General features: G+C 55.7%; 14 protein-coding genes and 1 pseudogene. 2 read left to right on the forward strand and 13 right to left on the reverse strand.

The window, feature by feature from the left end; translation table 11 throughout:
• Positions 1-192 precede the first annotated feature (192 nt).
• The 6 genes and pseudogenes from ispH to DEO48_RS27185 form a co-directional block, all read right to left on the reverse strand.
• A complete protein-coding gene (gene ispH, locus DEO48_RS14850; RefSeq protein ID WP_045888142.1) occupies positions 193-1,143 on the reverse strand; it encodes a 4-hydroxy-3-methylbut-2-enyl diphosphate reductase in 951 nt (316 codons plus the stop codon).
• A 1-nt stretch (position 1,144) separates the two neighbouring features.
• Entirely contained in the window at positions 1,145-1,594 is a 450-nt protein-coding gene (gene fkpB, locus DEO48_RS14855) for an FKBP-type peptidyl-prolyl cis-trans isomerase (protein WP_003856450.1), read from the reverse strand.
• Between the two features lie 52 nt (positions 1,595-1,646).
• Positions 1,647-2,147, reverse strand: coding sequence for a signal peptidase II (lspA, locus tag DEO48_RS14860; protein ID WP_023310352.1), 501 nt, complete (start codon positions 2,145-2,147; stop codon positions 1,647-1,649).
• Complete coding sequence (ileS, locus tag DEO48_RS14865) at positions 2,147-4,963, reverse strand: isoleucine--tRNA ligase (RefSeq protein WP_109845593.1); 2,817 nt, start codon at positions 4,961-4,963, stop codon at positions 2,147-2,149. The genes lspA and ileS overlap by 1 nt, the downstream gene beginning before the upstream one ends.
• A gap of 45 nt (positions 4,964-5,008) precedes the next feature.
• On the reverse strand, positions 5,009-5,935 hold the full coding sequence (ribF, locus tag DEO48_RS14870; RefSeq protein WP_109845594.1) for a bifunctional riboflavin kinase/FAD synthetase: 927 nt from the start codon (positions 5,933-5,935) through the stop codon (positions 5,009-5,011).
• 7 nt (positions 5,936-5,942) lie between these two features.
• Positions 5,943-6,161: pseudogene (locus DEO48_RS27185) on the reverse strand (DUF2575 domain-containing protein).
• Positions 6,162-6,262: 101 nt separating this feature from the next.
• Here DEO48_RS27185 and rpsT point away from each other — a divergent pair.
• Positions 6,263-6,526: a 30S ribosomal protein S20 gene (gene rpsT / locus DEO48_RS14880; RefSeq protein ID WP_003856458.1), complete on the forward strand. Its 264-nt coding sequence runs from the start codon at positions 6,263-6,265 to the stop codon at positions 6,524-6,526.
• 57 nt (positions 6,527-6,583) lie between these two features.
• On the opposite strand, the gene nhaR is transcribed toward rpsT, so the two are convergent.
• The 4 genes from nhaR to dnaK all read right to left on the reverse strand — a co-directional run bounded on the left by nhaR (position 6,584) and on the right by dnaK (position 12,036).
• Positions 6,584-7,483 carry a transcriptional activator NhaR gene (nhaR, locus tag DEO48_RS14885; protein WP_109845595.1) on the reverse strand — a complete coding sequence of 300 codons (900 nt, stop codon included), beginning with the start codon at positions 7,481-7,483 and terminating at the stop codon, positions 6,584-6,586.
• 58 nt (positions 7,484-7,541) lie between these two features.
• Complete coding sequence (nhaA, locus tag DEO48_RS14890) at positions 7,542-8,717, reverse strand: Na+/H+ antiporter NhaA (RefSeq protein WP_109845596.1); 1,176 nt, start codon at positions 8,715-8,717, stop codon at positions 7,542-7,544.
• Positions 8,718-8,889: 172 nt separating this feature from the next.
• The gene (gene dnaJ, locus DEO48_RS14895) at positions 8,890-10,035 is read right to left on the reverse strand and encodes a molecular chaperone DnaJ (protein ID WP_023310347.1); all 1,146 of its coding nucleotides are present in this window, start codon (positions 10,033-10,035) and stop codon (positions 8,890-8,892) included.
• A gap of 87 nt (positions 10,036-10,122) precedes the next feature.
• Positions 10,123-12,036 (reverse strand): molecular chaperone DnaK, encoded by a 1,914-nt coding sequence (dnaK, locus tag DEO48_RS14900; RefSeq protein WP_008502041.1) that lies wholly within the window; start codon positions 12,034-12,036, stop codon positions 10,123-10,125.
• Between the two features lie 297 nt (positions 12,037-12,333).
• On the opposite strand from dnaK, the gene satP reads away from it, so the two are divergent.
• Positions 12,334-12,900 (forward strand): acetate uptake transporter, encoded by a 567-nt coding sequence (gene satP, locus DEO48_RS14905; protein ID WP_023334461.1) that lies wholly within the window; start codon positions 12,334-12,336, stop codon positions 12,898-12,900.
• Here satP and DEO48_RS14910 read toward each other — a convergent pair.
• The 3 genes from DEO48_RS14910 to tal all read right to left on the reverse strand — a co-directional run bounded on the left by DEO48_RS14910 (position 12,877) and on the right by tal (position 15,972).
• The gene (locus DEO48_RS14910) at positions 12,877-14,199 is read right to left on the reverse strand and encodes an MFS transporter (RefSeq protein WP_109845597.1); all 1,323 of its coding nucleotides are present in this window, start codon (positions 14,197-14,199) and stop codon (positions 12,877-12,879) included. The genes satP and DEO48_RS14910 overlap by 24 nt on opposite strands.
• A 121-nt stretch (positions 14,200-14,320) precedes the next feature.
• Positions 14,321-14,908 (reverse strand): molybdopterin adenylyltransferase, encoded by a 588-nt coding sequence (mog, locus tag DEO48_RS14915; RefSeq protein WP_109845598.1) that lies wholly within the window; start codon positions 14,906-14,908, stop codon positions 14,321-14,323.
• 110 nt (positions 14,909-15,018) lie between these two features.
• Complete coding sequence (gene tal / locus DEO48_RS14920) at positions 15,019-15,972, reverse strand: transaldolase (protein WP_023310342.1); 954 nt, start codon at positions 15,970-15,972, stop codon at positions 15,019-15,021.
• Positions 15,973-16,091 lie beyond the last annotated feature (119 nt).

A 16,091-nucleotide genomic window follows, 5' to 3' on the forward strand; every position in this document is an offset into this window, starting at 1 on the left:
CGTTAAAATGATGTAAACCGTTTTCAGATTAACCAGCCTTGAGAAGCACTGCCAACTGAAAACACCGATAATTAGAATTTAACGTGAAACGGACTTAAATATCAGTAAAAGACATGATTTTGTCGTCACGATAAAGTAACGGGTAAAAAAAAGGCCAGCACAGAAGGTGCTGGCCTTTCATCAGAAAAAGGTCTATTCAACTTCGCGGGCGTCGATGCGCAGTTCTTTTGGGACTTCGAAAACGATGTTCTCTTCACGTCCTTCCAGCGGCACCGCTTCGCCGCCGCCCAGCTCCTGCAGTCGGGTAATCACGTTCTGCACCAGGATGTCCGGCGCGGAAGCGCCGGCGGTCACGCCAACACAGGCCGCATTTTTGACCCACGCTTCCTGAATGTCCGTTGCGTCGTCGATCAGAAACGCCGCTTTCCCCATACGCTGCGCCAGTTCGGCCAGACGGTTGGAGTTAGACGAGTTTTTGGAGCCGACTACCAGCACCACATCCGCCTGTTCAGCCAGTGCGCGCACCGCTTCCTGACGGTTAGTGGTCGCGTAGCAGATATCATCCTTACGCGGGCCGACGATTTTCGGGAAGCGCTGACGCAGCGCGTCAATCACGTCTGAGGTATCGTCAACGGAGAGCGTCGTCTGGGTCATAAACGACAGACGGGCTTCATTTTTCACGTTCAGCGTAAAGACATCTTCAGGCGACTCAACCAGATACATCCCCCCTTCCGGGTTACTGTACTGGCCCATGGTGCCTTCGACTTCCGGATGACCGGCATGGCCAATCAGAATCGACTCTTCACCGCGGCGGCTGGCGCGCGCCACTTCCATATGCACTTTTGTCACCAGCGGACAGGTGGCATCGAATACGGTCAGATCGCGGCTTTTCGCTTCGTTACGTACCGCCTGCGAGACGCCGTGCGCGGAGAAGATCAGGATCGCACCGTCCGGCACTTCGCTGATCTGCTCAATGAAGATGGCGCCGCGCTCGCGCAGGCTGTCGACCACGTAGCGGTTGTGCACCACTTCGTGACGCACATAAATCGGCGCGCCGTAAATCTCCAGCGCGTTTTCAACAATGCTGATAGCGCGGTCTACACCGGCGCAGAAGCCGCGCGGGTTAGCCAACAGGATCTGCATTTCAGGCCTCCAGTGCAGGATCGATTTCCAGCACTTCAACATCAAAATGAACGGTACGCCCGGCAAGCGGATGGTTGAAGTCAACGGTAATAGAGTCGCCGTTGATTTCGCGGATCACGCCAGGCATTTCGCTGCCGTCCATAGCGGTAAAGAGCATAATCGCTCCGATCTCCGGTTCACCCGCATCCATAAACTCGCGGCGCGAGAAATACTGGATCAGGTCCGGACTCGGCACGCCAAACGCGGCATCCGGCTCCAGCGAAAAGGCTTTTTTCTCTCCCTCTTTCAGGCCCAGAAGCTGCTGCTCAAGACCTTCAGACAGGGAGGTATCGCCAAGACGAAACAGGGCCGGTTTGCCGTTATTGCGGGTGGATTCGGCCGTGGAGCCGTCATCCAGCTTCAGCGTGAAGTGAACGAGAACCGCGCTGTTGCTCTGTACGGATTTAGACATGCAAATTGCTCGCTTGTTTTGCCCGGTGGCGTTACGCCGCCGGGCGAGTGTGTTACGCCTGCTCTTTCGCGGCGGGTTTAGGCAGGAAGCCTTCCAGCACGATTAACGCGGCGCCAACGCAAATTGCGGTGTCGGCCAGGTTAAAGGTCGCGAAGTGCCAGTCGCCGACGTAGAAGTCGATCATATCGACCACAAAGCCGTGCCACAGGCGGTCAAACAGGTTGCCCAGCGCACCGCCAATGATCAGCGCGTAGGCGATGTTATTCAGCTTTTGCGTCGCCTTCGAGCGGTACATCAGCACCGCGAGGATCACACAGATACCGAGAGCGATACCCGCAAAGAACCAGCGCTGCCAGCCACCGCTGTCGGCAAGGAAACTAAACGCTGCGCCGTAGTTACGCGCGTAGTGCAGGTTAAGCGACGGGAACAGCGGAACCGTTTCCCCCAGAGCAAAATTCTGGAGGATCAGGAACTTGCTGCCCAGATCGATAATCAGCACCACCACAACCAGCCACAGCCAGCGCAGTCCTGTTGAACAGAGAGTTTTACTCATCAGGCAAACTTACGTTTTTCGCCGTCACCGGCGACGTTGCTTACACAGCGTCCGCAGATGTCTGCGTGTTCCGCCACCTGGCCAACATCGGTGGTGTAATGCCAGCAACGCGGGCATTTCTCACCGTCGGCTTTGCTCAGCGCGACTTTCAGTCCTTTGAGCAGTTCGCTCTGCTGAGCATCATCAGAAGCCTCGGCATAATCCGCAACTTTCGCGCCCGAGGTCAACAGGACAAATCGTAATTCATCGCCCAGCGCCGTCAGCTTCGCCGCCAGCTCCGGTTCGGCGTACAGCGTGACTGCCGCTTCCAGAGAGCCGCCGACTTTCTTGTCCGCACGCGCCTGCTCGATAACCTTGTTCACTTCGCCACGCACTTTCAGCAGCTCGTCCCAGAAGGCATCGTTCATCGCTTCGGTGCTGGAGAGATCGAACAGACCTTCGTACCACTCGCCCGTGAACACATACTTCTCACGGTCGCCCGGCAGGTAGCCCCAGATTTCGTCCGCAGTGAAGGACATGATCGGCGCCATCCAGCGAACCAGCGCTTCTGCGATGTGGAACAGCGCGGTCTGGCAACTACGACGCGCCACGCTGTCCGCTTTCGCGGTGTACTGGCGGTCTTTGATGATGTCGAGGTAGAACGAGCCCATTTCGATGGAGCAGAAGCGCATCAGGCGCTGCACCACTTCGTGGAAGTCGTAAGACTCATAGGCTTTCAGGATATCCTCCTGCGCCGCTTTCGCGCAGCCTACCGCCCAGCGGTCCAGCACCACCATCTCTTCCGGTTTCACCATGTCTTTTGCCGGATCGAACCCGTTCAGGTTCGCCAGCAGGAAGCGCGCCGTGTTACGGATACGACGATAGCTGTCGGCAGCACGCTTCAGGATCTCGTCAGACACCGCCATTTCGCCGGTGTAATCGGTAGAGGCCACCCACAGACGCAGAATGTCTGCGCCCAGCTTGTTCATCACATCCTGCGGAGAAACGGTGTTACCGATAGATTTGGACATCTTGCGGCCCTGACCATCCACGGTGAAGCCGTGAGTCAGTACCTGACGGTAAGGCGCTTTACCCTTCATGGCGGTGGAGATCATCAGAGATGACATGAACCAGCCGCGGTGTTGGTCAGATCCTTCCAGATACATATCGGCAGCGTGACCGGCAAATTCCGGACGCACGTCAACCACGGAGGAGTGAGTAGACCCGGAGTCGAACCACACGTCCAGGGTATCCGGCACTTTCTCATAGTTGTCTGCGTCAGCGCCCAGGATGTCGCGGGCGTCGAGATCCCACCACGCCTGAATGCCGTCAACTTCGACGCGCTTCGCCACTTCTTCCATCAGTTCCAGGGTGTTCGGGTGCAGCTCCTGCGTCTCTTTATGTACGAACAGAGACATCGGCACGCCCCAGGTACGCTGACGGGAGATACACCAGTCAGGACGGTTAGCCACCATGGATTCGATACGCGCCTGGCCCCAGTCAGGGATCCACTGCACGCCTTTGATCTCTTTCAGAGACTGCTCGCGCAGGCCTTTCTGATCCATGCTGACGAACCACTGCGGGGTCGCACGGAAGATGATCGGGGTCTTGTGACGCCAGCAGCACGGATAGCTGTGCTGCATTTTTTCAACGTGCAGCAGCGCGCCGCTGGTGCGCAGCATGTCGACGATGATGTCGTTCGCTTTGAAGACGTTGATACCGTCCAGCGCCGGGTAGGTGCCAGGCAGATAAGAGCCGTCCGGGCCAACCGGGTTAGCGATTTCCAGACCGTACTTCAGGCTGATGTTGTAGTCGTCAGGACCGTGGCCACCGGCGGTATGTACAGCACCGGTACCCGCTTCCAGCGTCACGTGGTCGCCCAGGATCGCCGGAACGTCGAAGTCCAGGAACGGGTGTTTGAAGCGCATCAGCTCCAGCGCGTCGCCTTTCACGGTGCCCAGCACGGTGTAGTCGGTGATATGCGCGCGCTTCAGCACGCTCTCAACCAGATCTTTCGCCAGGATAACCGCCTGACCGTCAATCTGCACCAGCGCGTATTCGAACTCACCGGACAGGGAGATCGCACGGTTTGCTGGCAGGGTCCACGGGGTGGTGGTCCAGATCACCAAAGAGATCGGGCCGTTTACCGAGGAGACGCCAAATTTAGCCTTCACCGCATCCTGATCGACAGCGTTGAACGCCACGTCGATAGACGGAGAGGTTTTGTCGTAATACTCAACTTCCGCTTCTGCCAGCGCAGAACGGCAGTCCACGCACCAGTGCACCGGCTTAGCGCCTTTGTGCAGGTGGCCGTTACCGATGATTTTACCCAGCGCACGGATGATGTTGGCTTCAGTTTTGAAGTCCATGGTCAGGTACGGGTGCGACCAGTCGCCCAGCACGCCCAGACGGATGAAGTCAGCGCGCTGACCGTCAACCTGCGTGGCTGCGTATTCGCGGCACTTCGCACGGAACTCGGCGGCGGTGAACTTCTCACCCGGTTTGCCAAACTCTTGCTCCACTTTCAGCTCGATTGGCAGACCGTGGCAGTCCCAGCCAGGAACGTAAGGCGAGTCATATCCCGTGAGGCCTTTGGACTTCACGATAATGTCTTTCAGAATCTTGTTAACCGAGTGACCAATATGAATGCTGCCATTCGCATATGGAGGGCCATCATGCAGAATGAAGGTTTTTTTGCCTTTTTTGGCTGCACGAATGATGCCGTACAGGTCATCATCGGTCCAACGCGCCAGCATTCCCGGTTCGCGCTTGGCGAGATCGCCGCGCATCGGGAACCCTGTTTCCGGCAAATTCAGGGTTGATTTATAGTCACTCATCAGATTCTCGGTTCCGTATTTATCACGTAGGCAGTTAAGCCGGGTTCAAAGCCCAAAAAACTCGCGGGCGGTCAATTCATCTCGCGCAATTTGCGCTTTTAGTTCATCCAGCGAACCAAATCGCTGCTCGTTGCGTATTTTTTTACGCAGTATCACATCTATATGGCGACCATAGAGGTCCATTACAACGTTCAGCAGGTGCACTTCTAACTGTTGACGCACACCGGCGACGGTCGGACGCGTGCCAATGTTGGCGACGCCGTAGAACGGCTTATCGCCCAGTCCTGCCACTTCCACCGCATACACCCCTTTAACCGGGGAAACCTGACGACGCAGCGGTATATTCGCCGTCGGGAAGCCTATCGTGCGGCCCAGCGCATCGCCATGGACCACGCGGCCAGAGATAGTGAACGGATGCCCCAGCAGGGTTTCTGCCGTGTCCAGGTCATCATTAGCCAGCGCCTGACGCACCGCCGTGCTGCTGACGCGCACGCCGCCTTCGCAGAAGGTCATCGCGCTGGTGACGTCAAATCCGTACTCCAGACCAGCCTTCTGTAATAGCAAGAAATCGCCCTGACGACCAGCGCCAAAGCGGAAATCATCACCCACGGCGAGAAACTGCACGCCAAGACGCTTAACCAACAGGTCGCTGACGAAATTTTGTGCTGTCAGCGCGGCAAAGCGACGATCGAAACGTAAACACAATACATAGTCCACGCCGGACTCCGCCAGATAGCGCAATTTCTCGCGCAGGCGAGTGAGCCGGGCGGGAGATTTATCGCCCGCGAACAGCTCCAGCGGCTGCGGCTCGAAAATCATCACTACAACGGGCAGGCCGCGGGCCTCCCCTTCTTTACGCAATCCCTGCAACAGCGCCTGATGACCACGATGCACGCCGTCGAAATTACCAATAGTCAGCACGCACCCGTGTGGCGCGCTGCTGAGATTATGTATGCCGCGTATCAGCTTCATGTCTGGCTCAAAACAGTGAAAATCGCCAAAGTATACCTTGTACAGCGGTTAAGGTTAACCGGCGATTGTTCGCGCAAAACAGAAAGCCGTAATGATTTCATCAGGCTGACCTTTCGCAGCGAAAAAATCTGCTCCTGAACTGCGATTTTTATGCCGAAAGGCTGTATTCAGGGAAGACAAGCTGGTAGAATCCTGCGCCATCACTACGTAACGTAGCGTCGCTAATTAACGGCGCTTATTTGCACAAATCCATTGACAAAAGAAGGCAAAGAGGGCATATTCCTCGGCCTTTGAATTGTCCACATAGAACATATTTGGGAGTTGGACTTGGCTAATATCAAATCAGCTAAGAAACGTGCCGTTCAGTCTGAAAAGGCTCGTAAGCACAACGCAAGCCGTCGCTCTATGATGCGTACTTTCATCAAGAAAGTATACGCAGCAATCGAAGCAGGCGACAAAGCTGCAGCGCAGAACGCATTTAACGAAATGCAACCAATCGTGGATCGTCAGGCTGCTAAAGGTCTGATCCACAAAAACAAAGCAGCGCGTCATAAAGCAAACCTGACCGCGCAGATCAACAAACTGGCTTAATCGCTACTTGTTGTTGCTTGTTTAAAGAACCCGCTTAACGCGGGTTTTTTTATGCCTTCAGATTGCCGGTGGCGTAAACAGCACCGCATAGTCACGGTTACAGATTCGCTGCACCGCCGGGTGCTGAATCATTCTTTCGGCAAATATGGCGTGATACTCCTCCATCACGTTATCCACTCTGCCTATCTCCGTAATCTTATCGTCCGAATAGAGATCGTGCGCGTACAGCGTCGGCGCAACGAAGATCGCATTATGCGCTTCGCCAAAGGCTTTCATCAGCGCCGCATCGTCGAACTCACCGAGGATTTCTACCTTCAGCCCCTGCGAATTAAACCAGTTCAGCAGCTTGCGTCCGAGCATGGAACGTCTTCCCGGCACCAGCAGACGGCGCTCTTCAAGGCACGCGGGGAACGGTTTCTCCGGCGGCGGATTAATGCACCAGAAGCTCACGCCGCATTCGCCAATCTTCACCGAGAACAGCCCTTCCTGCTGGGTGGAGTCAATCGGGCAGTCCGAGATAATCATGTCCAGCTTGTGCTGGCTCAGCTGCTCCAGCAGCATCTCGTGGGTGGATTCAAAGCAGCGCAGGTGGATTTGCTCGTCTTCGACTACCGCCGCATCCAGCACGCCGCTCACCAGCCTCTTGGACAGCGCATCCGCCACGCCCACGTCAAAGAGCAGGTTCGACTCTTTGCGATAGTTGACGATATCCAGCATCTCCTGGCTCAGGGTGAACATTTTGTCCGCATAGCGGAACACCAGTTCACCCAGTTCGCTGGGTTCAATCCCACGCCCCTTTCGCTTGAACAGCTTGCCCTGCAGGCGCTCTTCCAGGGCCTTGATTTGCCCGGTGATGGTTTGTGGAGTCAGGTAGAGCGCCTCTGCCGCCCCCACCACCGAGCCCTGTTTGTAGACGTGCCAGAAGTAGTACAGATGGTTGTAATTTAAATGAGACATCGCGTCTTCTCTCCCTGAGTGTGTATCGGGAGAAGGATCGCCTCCTCCCGGTGTTCCGTTATGCCTGGACGGCCTGTCCGGACAACTTCACCTTCAACAAGGTATAACCGATTACCGCGGCCAGTAATGACCCGATGAGAATGCCGAGTTTAGCCCAGACGATAAGCTCAGGCGCATGCGCACCAAACGCCAGCGTCGAAATAAAGATCGACATCGTAAACCCGATTCCACACAGCACGCCGACGGCCATAATCTGCGAAAACGCGGTGCCATGCGGCAATGACGCCAGCTTCAGCTTCGTCGCCAGCCAGCAGAAGAGGCTAATGCCCAGCGGCTTACCGATAAACAGCCCGGCAATGATGCCCAGCGGCAGCACGGACGTCAGCCCGTCCAGCGTCACGCCGCCGAGGGAAACGCCCGCGTTGGCAAACGCAAACAGCGGCAGGATCATAAAGGCAACCCACGGGTGCAGCACATGCTCCAGCTGTTTGGCAGGCGACTTGCCGTCCTGCGGCTTAAGCGGCACGAGGAAGCCGACGATCACACCTGCCAGCGTGGCGTGCACGCCGGATTTTAGCACCGCCGTCCACAGCACCATCCCCACCAGGATATAGATACCGATGCGGCGAACATTGAAGATGTTCAGCATCGCCAGCACCGCAATCGCCCCGGCGGCGACGCTCAGGGACAGGATCGACAGATCGCTGGTATAGAACAGCGCGATAATCACAATGGCGCCCAGGTCATCGATGATCGCCAGCGCCATCAGGAAGATTTTCAGGGCCACCGGCACGCGGCTACCGAGCAAGGCTAAGACACCGAGCGCAAAGGCGATATCCGTCGCGGCCGGGATCGCCCAGCCGTCACGCGCAACAGGATCCTGCCAGGTGAACGCCAGGAAGAGCAACGCCGGAACGACCATTCCGCCGATGGCTGCGATCACAGGAAACGCCGCGCGCTGGCGGCTGGCAAGCGAGCCCAGAACCAGCTCACGCTTAACCTCAAGACCCACCAGCAGGAAGAATACCGCCATTAGCGCATCGTTGATCCAAAGCAGCATGTTCTTGTTAATTTCCAGCGCCCCGACCTTCAGCTCAACGGGCGTTTCCAGAAATGCATGGTAGAGATCCTGCGTGATGCCAAGGTTAGCCAGCACCATCGCGGCCGCTGCGGCAATAATCAGGATCACGCCACCGGACGCCTCACTGCTAAAGAAACGGTGTAGTAATTTCATTTAAGTTCTCTCTTTTACAACAATACCTCGATAAAACCATAATACCAAGCCAAATAGCTCGGCAAAAACAGATTAATGTTGAGTATAGACTCAGTTTAACCGAGCTATACGCGCAAATAAAAAAGCCCGGAATCGCTTCCGGGCTTTTAGAAGATGAAAACCAGCTAACGAATTAGCGGGTCAAATCATCGAAGAATTTTTTGACGCCATCGAAGAAGCTTTTGGAACGCGGGCTGTTTTTCTCACCCGTTGGGCCGCCAAAGCTCTCCTGCAGTTCTTTCAGCAGCTGTTTCTGCTTGTCGTTCAGACCAACCGGCGTTTCGACGACGACGCGGCACAGCAGGTCGCCCTGGGCACCACCGCGAACGGATTTAACGCCTTTCCCGCGCATGCGGAACAGCTTGCCGGTCTGGGTTTCGCCCGGTACTTTCAGGTTCACGCGACCGTCCAGCGTAGGCACTTCGATTTCACCACCGAGTGCCGCCATCGCGAAGTTGATCGGCACTTCGCAGTACAGGTTGTTCCCTTCACGCTCAAAGATAGCGTGCTGTTTCACCTGCACCTGGACGTACAGATCGCCTGCCGGTGCGCCGTGCTCGCCTGCTTCGCCCTCACCTGCCAGACGGATGCGGTCGCCCGTATCCACGCCGGCCGGGATCTTAACGGACAGGGTCTTGGTTTTCTCAACGCGACCGTGGCCGTGACATTTGGTGCACGGATCTTTGATCAGCGTACCGCGACCGTGACAGTGCGGACAGGCCTGCTGCACCGCAAAGAAGCCCTGACGCATCTGTACCTGACCCGAACCGTGACAGGTTGGACAGGTTTGTGGCTGCGTACCCGCTTTCGCACCGCTGCCGTGGCAAACGTCACACTCTTCCAGCGTTGGAATACGGATCTCTTTGGTTACGCCGCGAACGGCCTCTTCCAGCGTCAGCTCCATGTTGTAGCGCAGGTCCGCGCCGCGCGCCGCGCGCTGACGACCACGGCCGCCGCCGAAGATATCGCCGAACACATCGCCAAAGATATCGCTGAAGTCAGCGCCGCCGCCAAAGCCGCCGCCACCGAATCCACCGCCGCCCATGCCGCCCTGTTCAAAGGCTGCGTGACCGTACTGGTCATAGGCCGCACGTTTTTGTGCATCGGTCAGGACTTCGTAGGCTTCTTTGATCTCTTTAAATTTGGCTTCAGCCTCTTTGTCACCCTGGTTACGGTCCGGGTGGAATTTCATGGCCAGGCGCTTGTACGCCTTTTTGATTTCACGCTCTTCCGCAGTTTTCGGAACGCCTAAAATCTCGTAATAGTCTTGCTTTGCCATTGGTTTTTTTAAGCCCCTTAACATGCGAGCACGGGCGTGGAGAGTTCTCCTACGCCCGTGCCGATTAATTACCCTGCATCAGGGCGATTATTTTTTATCTTTAACTTCTTCGAACTCAGCGTCGACAACGTCGTCGTCTTTCGCGTTGTTCGCCGAAGCGTCAGCGCCCGCCTGCTGTTGAGCGTGCTGCTGCTGAGCGATTTCCATCAGCTTCTGAGAAGCCTGTGCCAGTTCCTGCATCTTCGCTTCGATGTCCGCTTTATCTTCACCTTTCAGTGAGGATTCCAGCGCACTCAATGCAGCTTCGATAGCAGTCTTGTCTTCCGCTGGCAGTTTATCGCCTGCTTCTTCAACCTGCTTACGGGTGCTGTGCAGCAGATGGTCACCCTGGTTGCGGGTCTGAACCAGCTCTTCGAACTTACGGTCGGATTCCGCGTTAGCTTCGGCATCGCGAACCATTTTTTCGATTTCAGCTTCGTTCAGGCCAGAAGATGCCTTGATGGTGATCTTCTGCTCTTTACCGCTGTTTTTGTCTTTCGCAGACACGTGCAGGATACCGTCAGCATCGATATCGAAGGTGACTTCGATCTGCGGCATGCCGCGCGGTGCCGGGTTAATACCGTCCAGGTTGAACTGACCCAGAGATTTGTTATCCGCCGCACGCTTACGCTCACCCTGCAGCACATGGATGGTTACCGCAGACTGGTTGTCTTCAGCGGTAGAGAACACCTGGCTGTGCTTGGTTGGGATGGTGGTGTTTTTGTTGATGAGCGCAGTCATCACACCGCCCATGGTTTCGATACCCAGAGACAGCGGGGTAACGTCCAGCAGCAGTACGTCTTTAACTTCACCGGTCAGTACGCCACCCTGAACCGCAGCACCGATAGCCACTGCTTCGTCCGGGTTAACGTCTTTACGTGGCTCTTTACCAAAGAACTCAGCCACTTTCTTCTGCACCATTGGCATACGGGTCTGGCCACCAACGAGGATGACGTCGTTGATATCAGACACGGACAGGCCAGCGTCCTGCAGAGCAACTTTCAGCGGCTCGATAGAACGGTTCACCAGGTCTTCTACCAGGCTTTCCAGTTTCGCACGGGTCACTTTGATGTTCATGTGTTTAGGACCGGTCGCGTCTGCAGTGATGTACGGCAGGTTAACGTCGGTCTGCTGAGCAGAAGACAGCTCGATCTTCGCTTTCTCAGCGGCTTCTTTCAGGCGCTGCATAGCCAGCGGGTCGTTACGCAGGTCAATGCCCTGATCTTTCTTGAACTCGTCAACGAGGTAGTTGATCAGACGGGTATCGAAGTCTTCACCACCCAGGTGGGTATCACCGTTGGTTGCCAGAACTTCGAAGGTTTTTTCGCCGTCAACTTCGTCGATTTCGATAATAGAGATATCGAAGGTACCACCACCCAGGTCGTAAACCGCGATAGTACGGTTGCCGACTTCTTTATCCAGACCGTAAGCCAGTGCAGCCGCGGTTGGTTCGTTGATGATACGTTTTACTTCCAGACCTGCGATACGGCCAGCATCTTTGGTTGCCTGACGCTGAGCATCGTTGAAGTAGGCAGGTACGGTGATAACAGCTTCAGTTACCGGCTCACCCAGGTAATCTTCAGCGGTTTTCTTCATTTTTTTCAGCACTTCAGCAGAGATCTGCGGTGGTGCAGTTTTGGTGCCTTTCACATCAAGCCATGCATCGCCGTTATCTGCCGCGATGATTTTGTAAGGCATGATGGAAACGTCACGCTGAACTTCTTCGTCCTGGAAGCGGCGACCGATCAGGCGTTTAATCGCAAACAGGGTGTTTTGCGGGTTTGTCACTGCCTGACGTTTAGCCGGCTGACCAACCAGAGTTTCACCATCCTGGGTATAAGCAATGATAGAAGGCGTGGTGCGATCGCCCTCGGCGTTCTCCAGCACGCGTGCAGTAGTGCCATCCATAATCGCTACACAAGAGTTGGTAGTACCCAGGTCGATACCAATAATTTTACCCATCTAAACGTCTCCACTAAAAATTCAGTCAACATGTGGTTGTGTACCTGTAATAAGGGCAGAACGTGCTTTTTCAACTGCCCAGATTTGATTTTTTTTCAGGTCCACACACTGCGGTTGACTACAAGATGGGGTCGCGACGGCATCCATCAAGGGGCAAGCATAAAAAAAATTTTAATTTCACCCTGATGAGATCATAGACGCCACCGATTGCGCCCATTATGATGCCGCGCCCAGTCAGGGAGAACTGACGCGGGTTTAACCATTTCACCATATTAATGATGATTTTTTTGAGGACTTATGGGCAACACTAAGTTGGCTAATCCGGCTCCGCTGGGCCTGATGGGTTTTGGCATGACCACTATTCTGCTGAACCTGCACAATATCGGGATGTTCCCGATGGATGGCATCATCCTGGCGATGGGCATTTTTTACGGCGGTATCGCACAAATCTTCGCGGGCCTGCTGGAATATAAGAAAGGCAATACCTTCGGCTTAACCGCATTCACCTCTTACGGTTCTTTCTGGCTGACCCTGGTTGCCATTCTGCTGCTGCCTAAAATGGGCATGGCAGACGCGGCAAACGCCCACTTCCTGGGCGTTTACCTGGGCCTGTGGGGCGTCTTCACCCTGTTCATGTTCTTCGGTACCCTGAAAGGTAACCGCATGCTGCAGTTCGTTTTCCTGAGCCTGACCGTGCTGTTCGCCCTGCTGGCGATTGGGCACCTGGTGGATAACGAAGGCATCGTTCATGTTGCAGGCTGGATTGGTCTGGTTTGCGGCGCAAGCGCTATCTACCTCGCAATGGGTGAAGTGCTGAACGAGCAGTTTGACCGCACCATTCTACCGATTGGTGAAAAACACTGATCCCTCTGTCGTGTCCGCCTCGCGGGCACGACATCCCCCCGCCTGACGAAGCCAAAATCCTAATACCAGCCCCATCAGCGAGAGCGCGAGTACATACCAGGCTGGCGCCATCGGCGACACGCCCATTAGCACCGTCACCGCAATCGGCGTCAGCCCGCCGAAAATGGCATACGACACGTTGTAGGAAAATGAGATCCCGGTGAAGCGTACCTCCGGCGGGAATGCGCGGACCATCACGTACGGTACAGCCCCGACAACGCCCACGCACAGCCCTACCGTGCCGTACAGCAGGAACAGCTGTTCAGGATGGCTGCCCGCCAGATGGTAAAACGCCCAGCTTGATGCGGCCAGTAACAGGCTGCCGACGATAAAGGTAACGCTGGCGCCGAAACGATCTGCCGCCAGCCCGGCGGCCAGACAGCCAAAGCAGAGCATGATTGTCGCGATACTGTTCGCCTGTAGCGTCACGGCAGGAGCGAAACCGTACTGCTTTTGCAGCCACACCGGAGACATCAATATCACCACCACAATGCCCGCCGAGAGCAGCCAGGTGAGCAGCATCGACACCACCACCGCTTTTTTATGGCGTACCACGACCGCCTTCACCGGCAGCTCCTGCGCCAGCGCTTTGCGCTGCTGCATCTCGAGGAAAATCGGCGTCTCCTGCAGCCAGCGGCGCAGGTACATCGCGACCAGACCAAACGCCCCGCCCAGCAGGAACGGAATACGCCAGCCCCAGTCGTGCACGGCCTGCTGCGTCATGCTGGTGTTTACAATTGTCGCGACGACGGAACCGAGCAAAATCCCTACTGTTAACCCCGCGGTTAAGGTTCCGCAGGCGATACCTATACGGCGCGCCGGAACATGCTCCGCGACAAACACCCACGCGCCCGGCACTTCACCGCCAATCGCCGCGCCCTGAAGGACGCGCATCAGCAACAGCAGCAACGGAGCAAGAATGCCCATCGAGGCATAGGTGGGCAGCAGACCAATGGCCAGCGTCGGCACGGCCATCAGCAGAATGCTAAGGGTAAACATCTTCTTGCGCCCGACCAGATCGCCAAAGTGGGCCATGATAATGCCGCCCAGCGGACGCGCCAGATATCCGGCGGCAAAAATGCCGAAGGTTTGCACCTGGCGCAGCCAATCAGGAATATCCGCCGGGAAGAAGAGCTCTCCCACCACGGCGGCGAAGAAGACGAAGATGATAAAGTCGTAAAACTCCAGCGCGCCCCCTAAGGCCGCGAGCGTGAGGGTTTTGTAGTCCTGTCGATTCAGAGGTCGGGTGTTATGTGACATAGCGAACCATTTGCGTGTGTTGTGGATTTATTTTTACAGTAATCGTAAAGAAAAAATTACTATACCGTAAAAGCTTTACCACGCTATCGCCGCTTCAGCTAATGCCACATATTGGTTAATTTCAGGAGATTGTTTCGCGGCGTGCGTTTTTCGGGCGAAAAGCTGCTACCACTTTCTCATCGGTTTCTACATACGGACCGTCTAGCAGCTGTATACAATACGGTACACTCGCAAAGATGCCGTGAACGAGGACGCTGCCATCTTCCGCCTTCAGCCCTTCCAGCGTCTCTTTGATCGACTTCGGCTGCCCCGGCAGGTTCAGGATCAACGCCTGCTTGCGGATCACCCCCACCTGGCGGGAAAGAATGGCCGTCGGGACAAAGTGTAGACTTATCTGGCGCATCTGTTCGCCGAAGCCCGGCATTTCACGATCGGCAATCGCCAGCGTTGCGTCCGGCGTCACGTCGCGGCGCGCGGGGCCGGTTCCGCCCGTCGTCAGAACAAGGTGGCAGCTCATCTCATCCACCAGCTCGCAGAGGGTCTGCTCAATGATCAGCTGTTCGTCAGGGATCAGGCGGGTCTGAATGTCGAAGGGGGTGGTCAGCGCGCTGCCAAGCCACTCTTCCAGAGCGGGGATGCCTTTATCCTGGTAAACACCGCTGGAGGCGCGGTCAGAAATCGACACTAAGCCGATGCGTAAGGTATTCATATCCATTCCATTCAAAAAGTACTGATTAAAGGGAATGATACACGCAGAGAGGAGATTCAGACAGGGTACGAAAGAAGTCGCGTGACCGGGAACCCGGTCACGCAGAATGATTACAGCAGGTCGCCGATCATTTTTTCCAGTTTGCCCTGGTCAACAGCAAACTTACGGATACCGTCCGCCAGCTTGTCTACAGCCATTGGATCCTGGTTGTGCTGCCACAGGAACTCGGATTCGGTGATGCGCTCTGGGCGAGCTTTCACTTCACCGGTGTAAGACAGCTTACGCTCGATGGTACCTTCGCTTTCTGCCAGCTCTTTCAGCAGTGCAGGAGCGATGGTCAGGCGGTCACAGCCAGCCAGCTCGATGATTTCACCGACGTTACGGAAGCTTGCGCCCATAACCACGGTCTCATAGCCATGCTGTTTGTAGTATTCGTAGATTTCAGTAACAGAAACCACGCCTGGATCTTCAGCCGGCGCGTACTCTTTCTTATCAGTGTTGGCTTTGTACCAGTCCAGAATACGGCCCACGAACGGAGAAATCAGGTATACGCCTGCTTCTGCACATGCACGCGCCTGCGCGAAGGAGAACAGCAGGGTCAGGTTACAGTTGATACCGTCTTTTTCCAGCTGCTCTGCCGCGCGGATACCCTGCCAGGTAGAAGCCAGTTTGATCAGGATACGGTCGTTGCTGATGCCAGCGTCGTTGTACATTTTGATCAGACGTTTCGCTTTCGCGATAGACGCTTCGGTGTCGTAGGAGAGACGTGCATCCACTTCGGTAGAGATACGGCCAGGAACCAGTTTCAGGATTTCCAGACCGATGTTCACTGCCAGCTTGTCGGTAGCGTCCACAACCTGCTGCGCGCGGTCATTGCTCTGCGCTTTCGCCCAGGTCACTGCGTCGTCAATCAGTTTGCGATACTCAGGGATCTGTGCGGCGTTAAGGATCAGAGAAGGGTTGGTTGTGGCATCCTGCGGCTGGTACAGCTTCATTGCCGCGATATCTCCGGTGTCAGCTACGACAGTGGTGAACTGACGAAGGGAGGTCAATTTATCCGTCATGATAGTGTTTCTCTTTTAACGTGCCCTGGATAATTCACGCTACCGACAGCATGCCTGCAGCGGAAAAATGACAGGTTTACTTGTTAGGGGGATGTAACCGGTCTGCCCTGATGATAACA

Source organism: Enterobacter sp. CGMCC 5087, assembly GCF_003144775.1.
Taxonomy (GTDB): domain Bacteria; phylum Pseudomonadota; class Gammaproteobacteria; order Enterobacterales; family Enterobacteriaceae; genus Enterobacter; species Enterobacter cloacae_M.

What these genes read in the sequence shown, in the direction of transcription:
- ispH (WP_045888142.1), bottom strand. Translation starts at nt 1,143, where the DNA reads ATGCAGATCCTGTTGGCTAACCCGCGCGGCTTCTGCGCCGGTGTAGAC.
- fkpB (WP_003856450.1), bottom strand. Translation starts at nt 1,594, where the DNA reads ATGTCTAAATCCGTACAGAGCAACAGCGCGGTTCTCGTTCACTTCACG.
- lspA (WP_023310352.1), bottom strand. Translation starts at nt 2,147, where the DNA reads ATGAGTAAAACTCTCTGTTCAACAGGACTGCGCTGGCTGTGGCTGGTT.
- ileS (WP_109845593.1), bottom strand. Translation starts at nt 4,963, where the DNA reads ATGAGTGACTATAAATCAACCCTGAATTTGCCGGAAACAGGGTTCCCG.
- ribF (WP_109845594.1), bottom strand. Translation starts at nt 5,935, where the DNA reads ATGAAGCTGATACGCGGCATACATAATCTCAGCAGCGCGCCACACGGG.
- nhaR (WP_109845595.1), bottom strand. Translation starts at nt 7,483, where the DNA reads ATGTCTCATTTAAATTACAACCATCTGTACTACTTCTGGCACGTCTAC.
- nhaA (WP_109845596.1), bottom strand. Translation starts at nt 8,717, where the DNA reads ATGAAATTACTACACCGTTTCTTTAGCAGTGAGGCGTCCGGTGGCGTG.
- dnaJ (WP_023310347.1), bottom strand. Translation starts at nt 10,035, where the DNA reads ATGGCAAAGCAAGACTATTACGAGATTTTAGGCGTTCCGAAAACTGCG.
- dnaK (WP_008502041.1), bottom strand. Translation starts at nt 12,036, where the DNA reads ATGGGTAAAATTATTGGTATCGACCTGGGTACTACCAACTCTTGTGTA.
- satP (WP_023334461.1), top strand. Translation starts at nt 12,334, where the DNA reads ATGGGCAACACTAAGTTGGCTAATCCGGCTCCGCTGGGCCTGATGGGT.
- DEO48_RS14910 (WP_109845597.1), bottom strand. Translation starts at nt 14,199, where the DNA reads ATGTCACATAACACCCGACCTCTGAATCGACAGGACTACAAAACCCTC.
- mog (WP_109845598.1), bottom strand. Translation starts at nt 14,908, where the DNA reads ATGAATACCTTACGCATCGGCTTAGTGTCGATTTCTGACCGCGCCTCC.
- tal (WP_023310342.1), bottom strand. Translation starts at nt 15,972, where the DNA reads ATGACGGATAAATTGACCTCCCTTCGTCAGTTCACCACTGTCGTAGCT.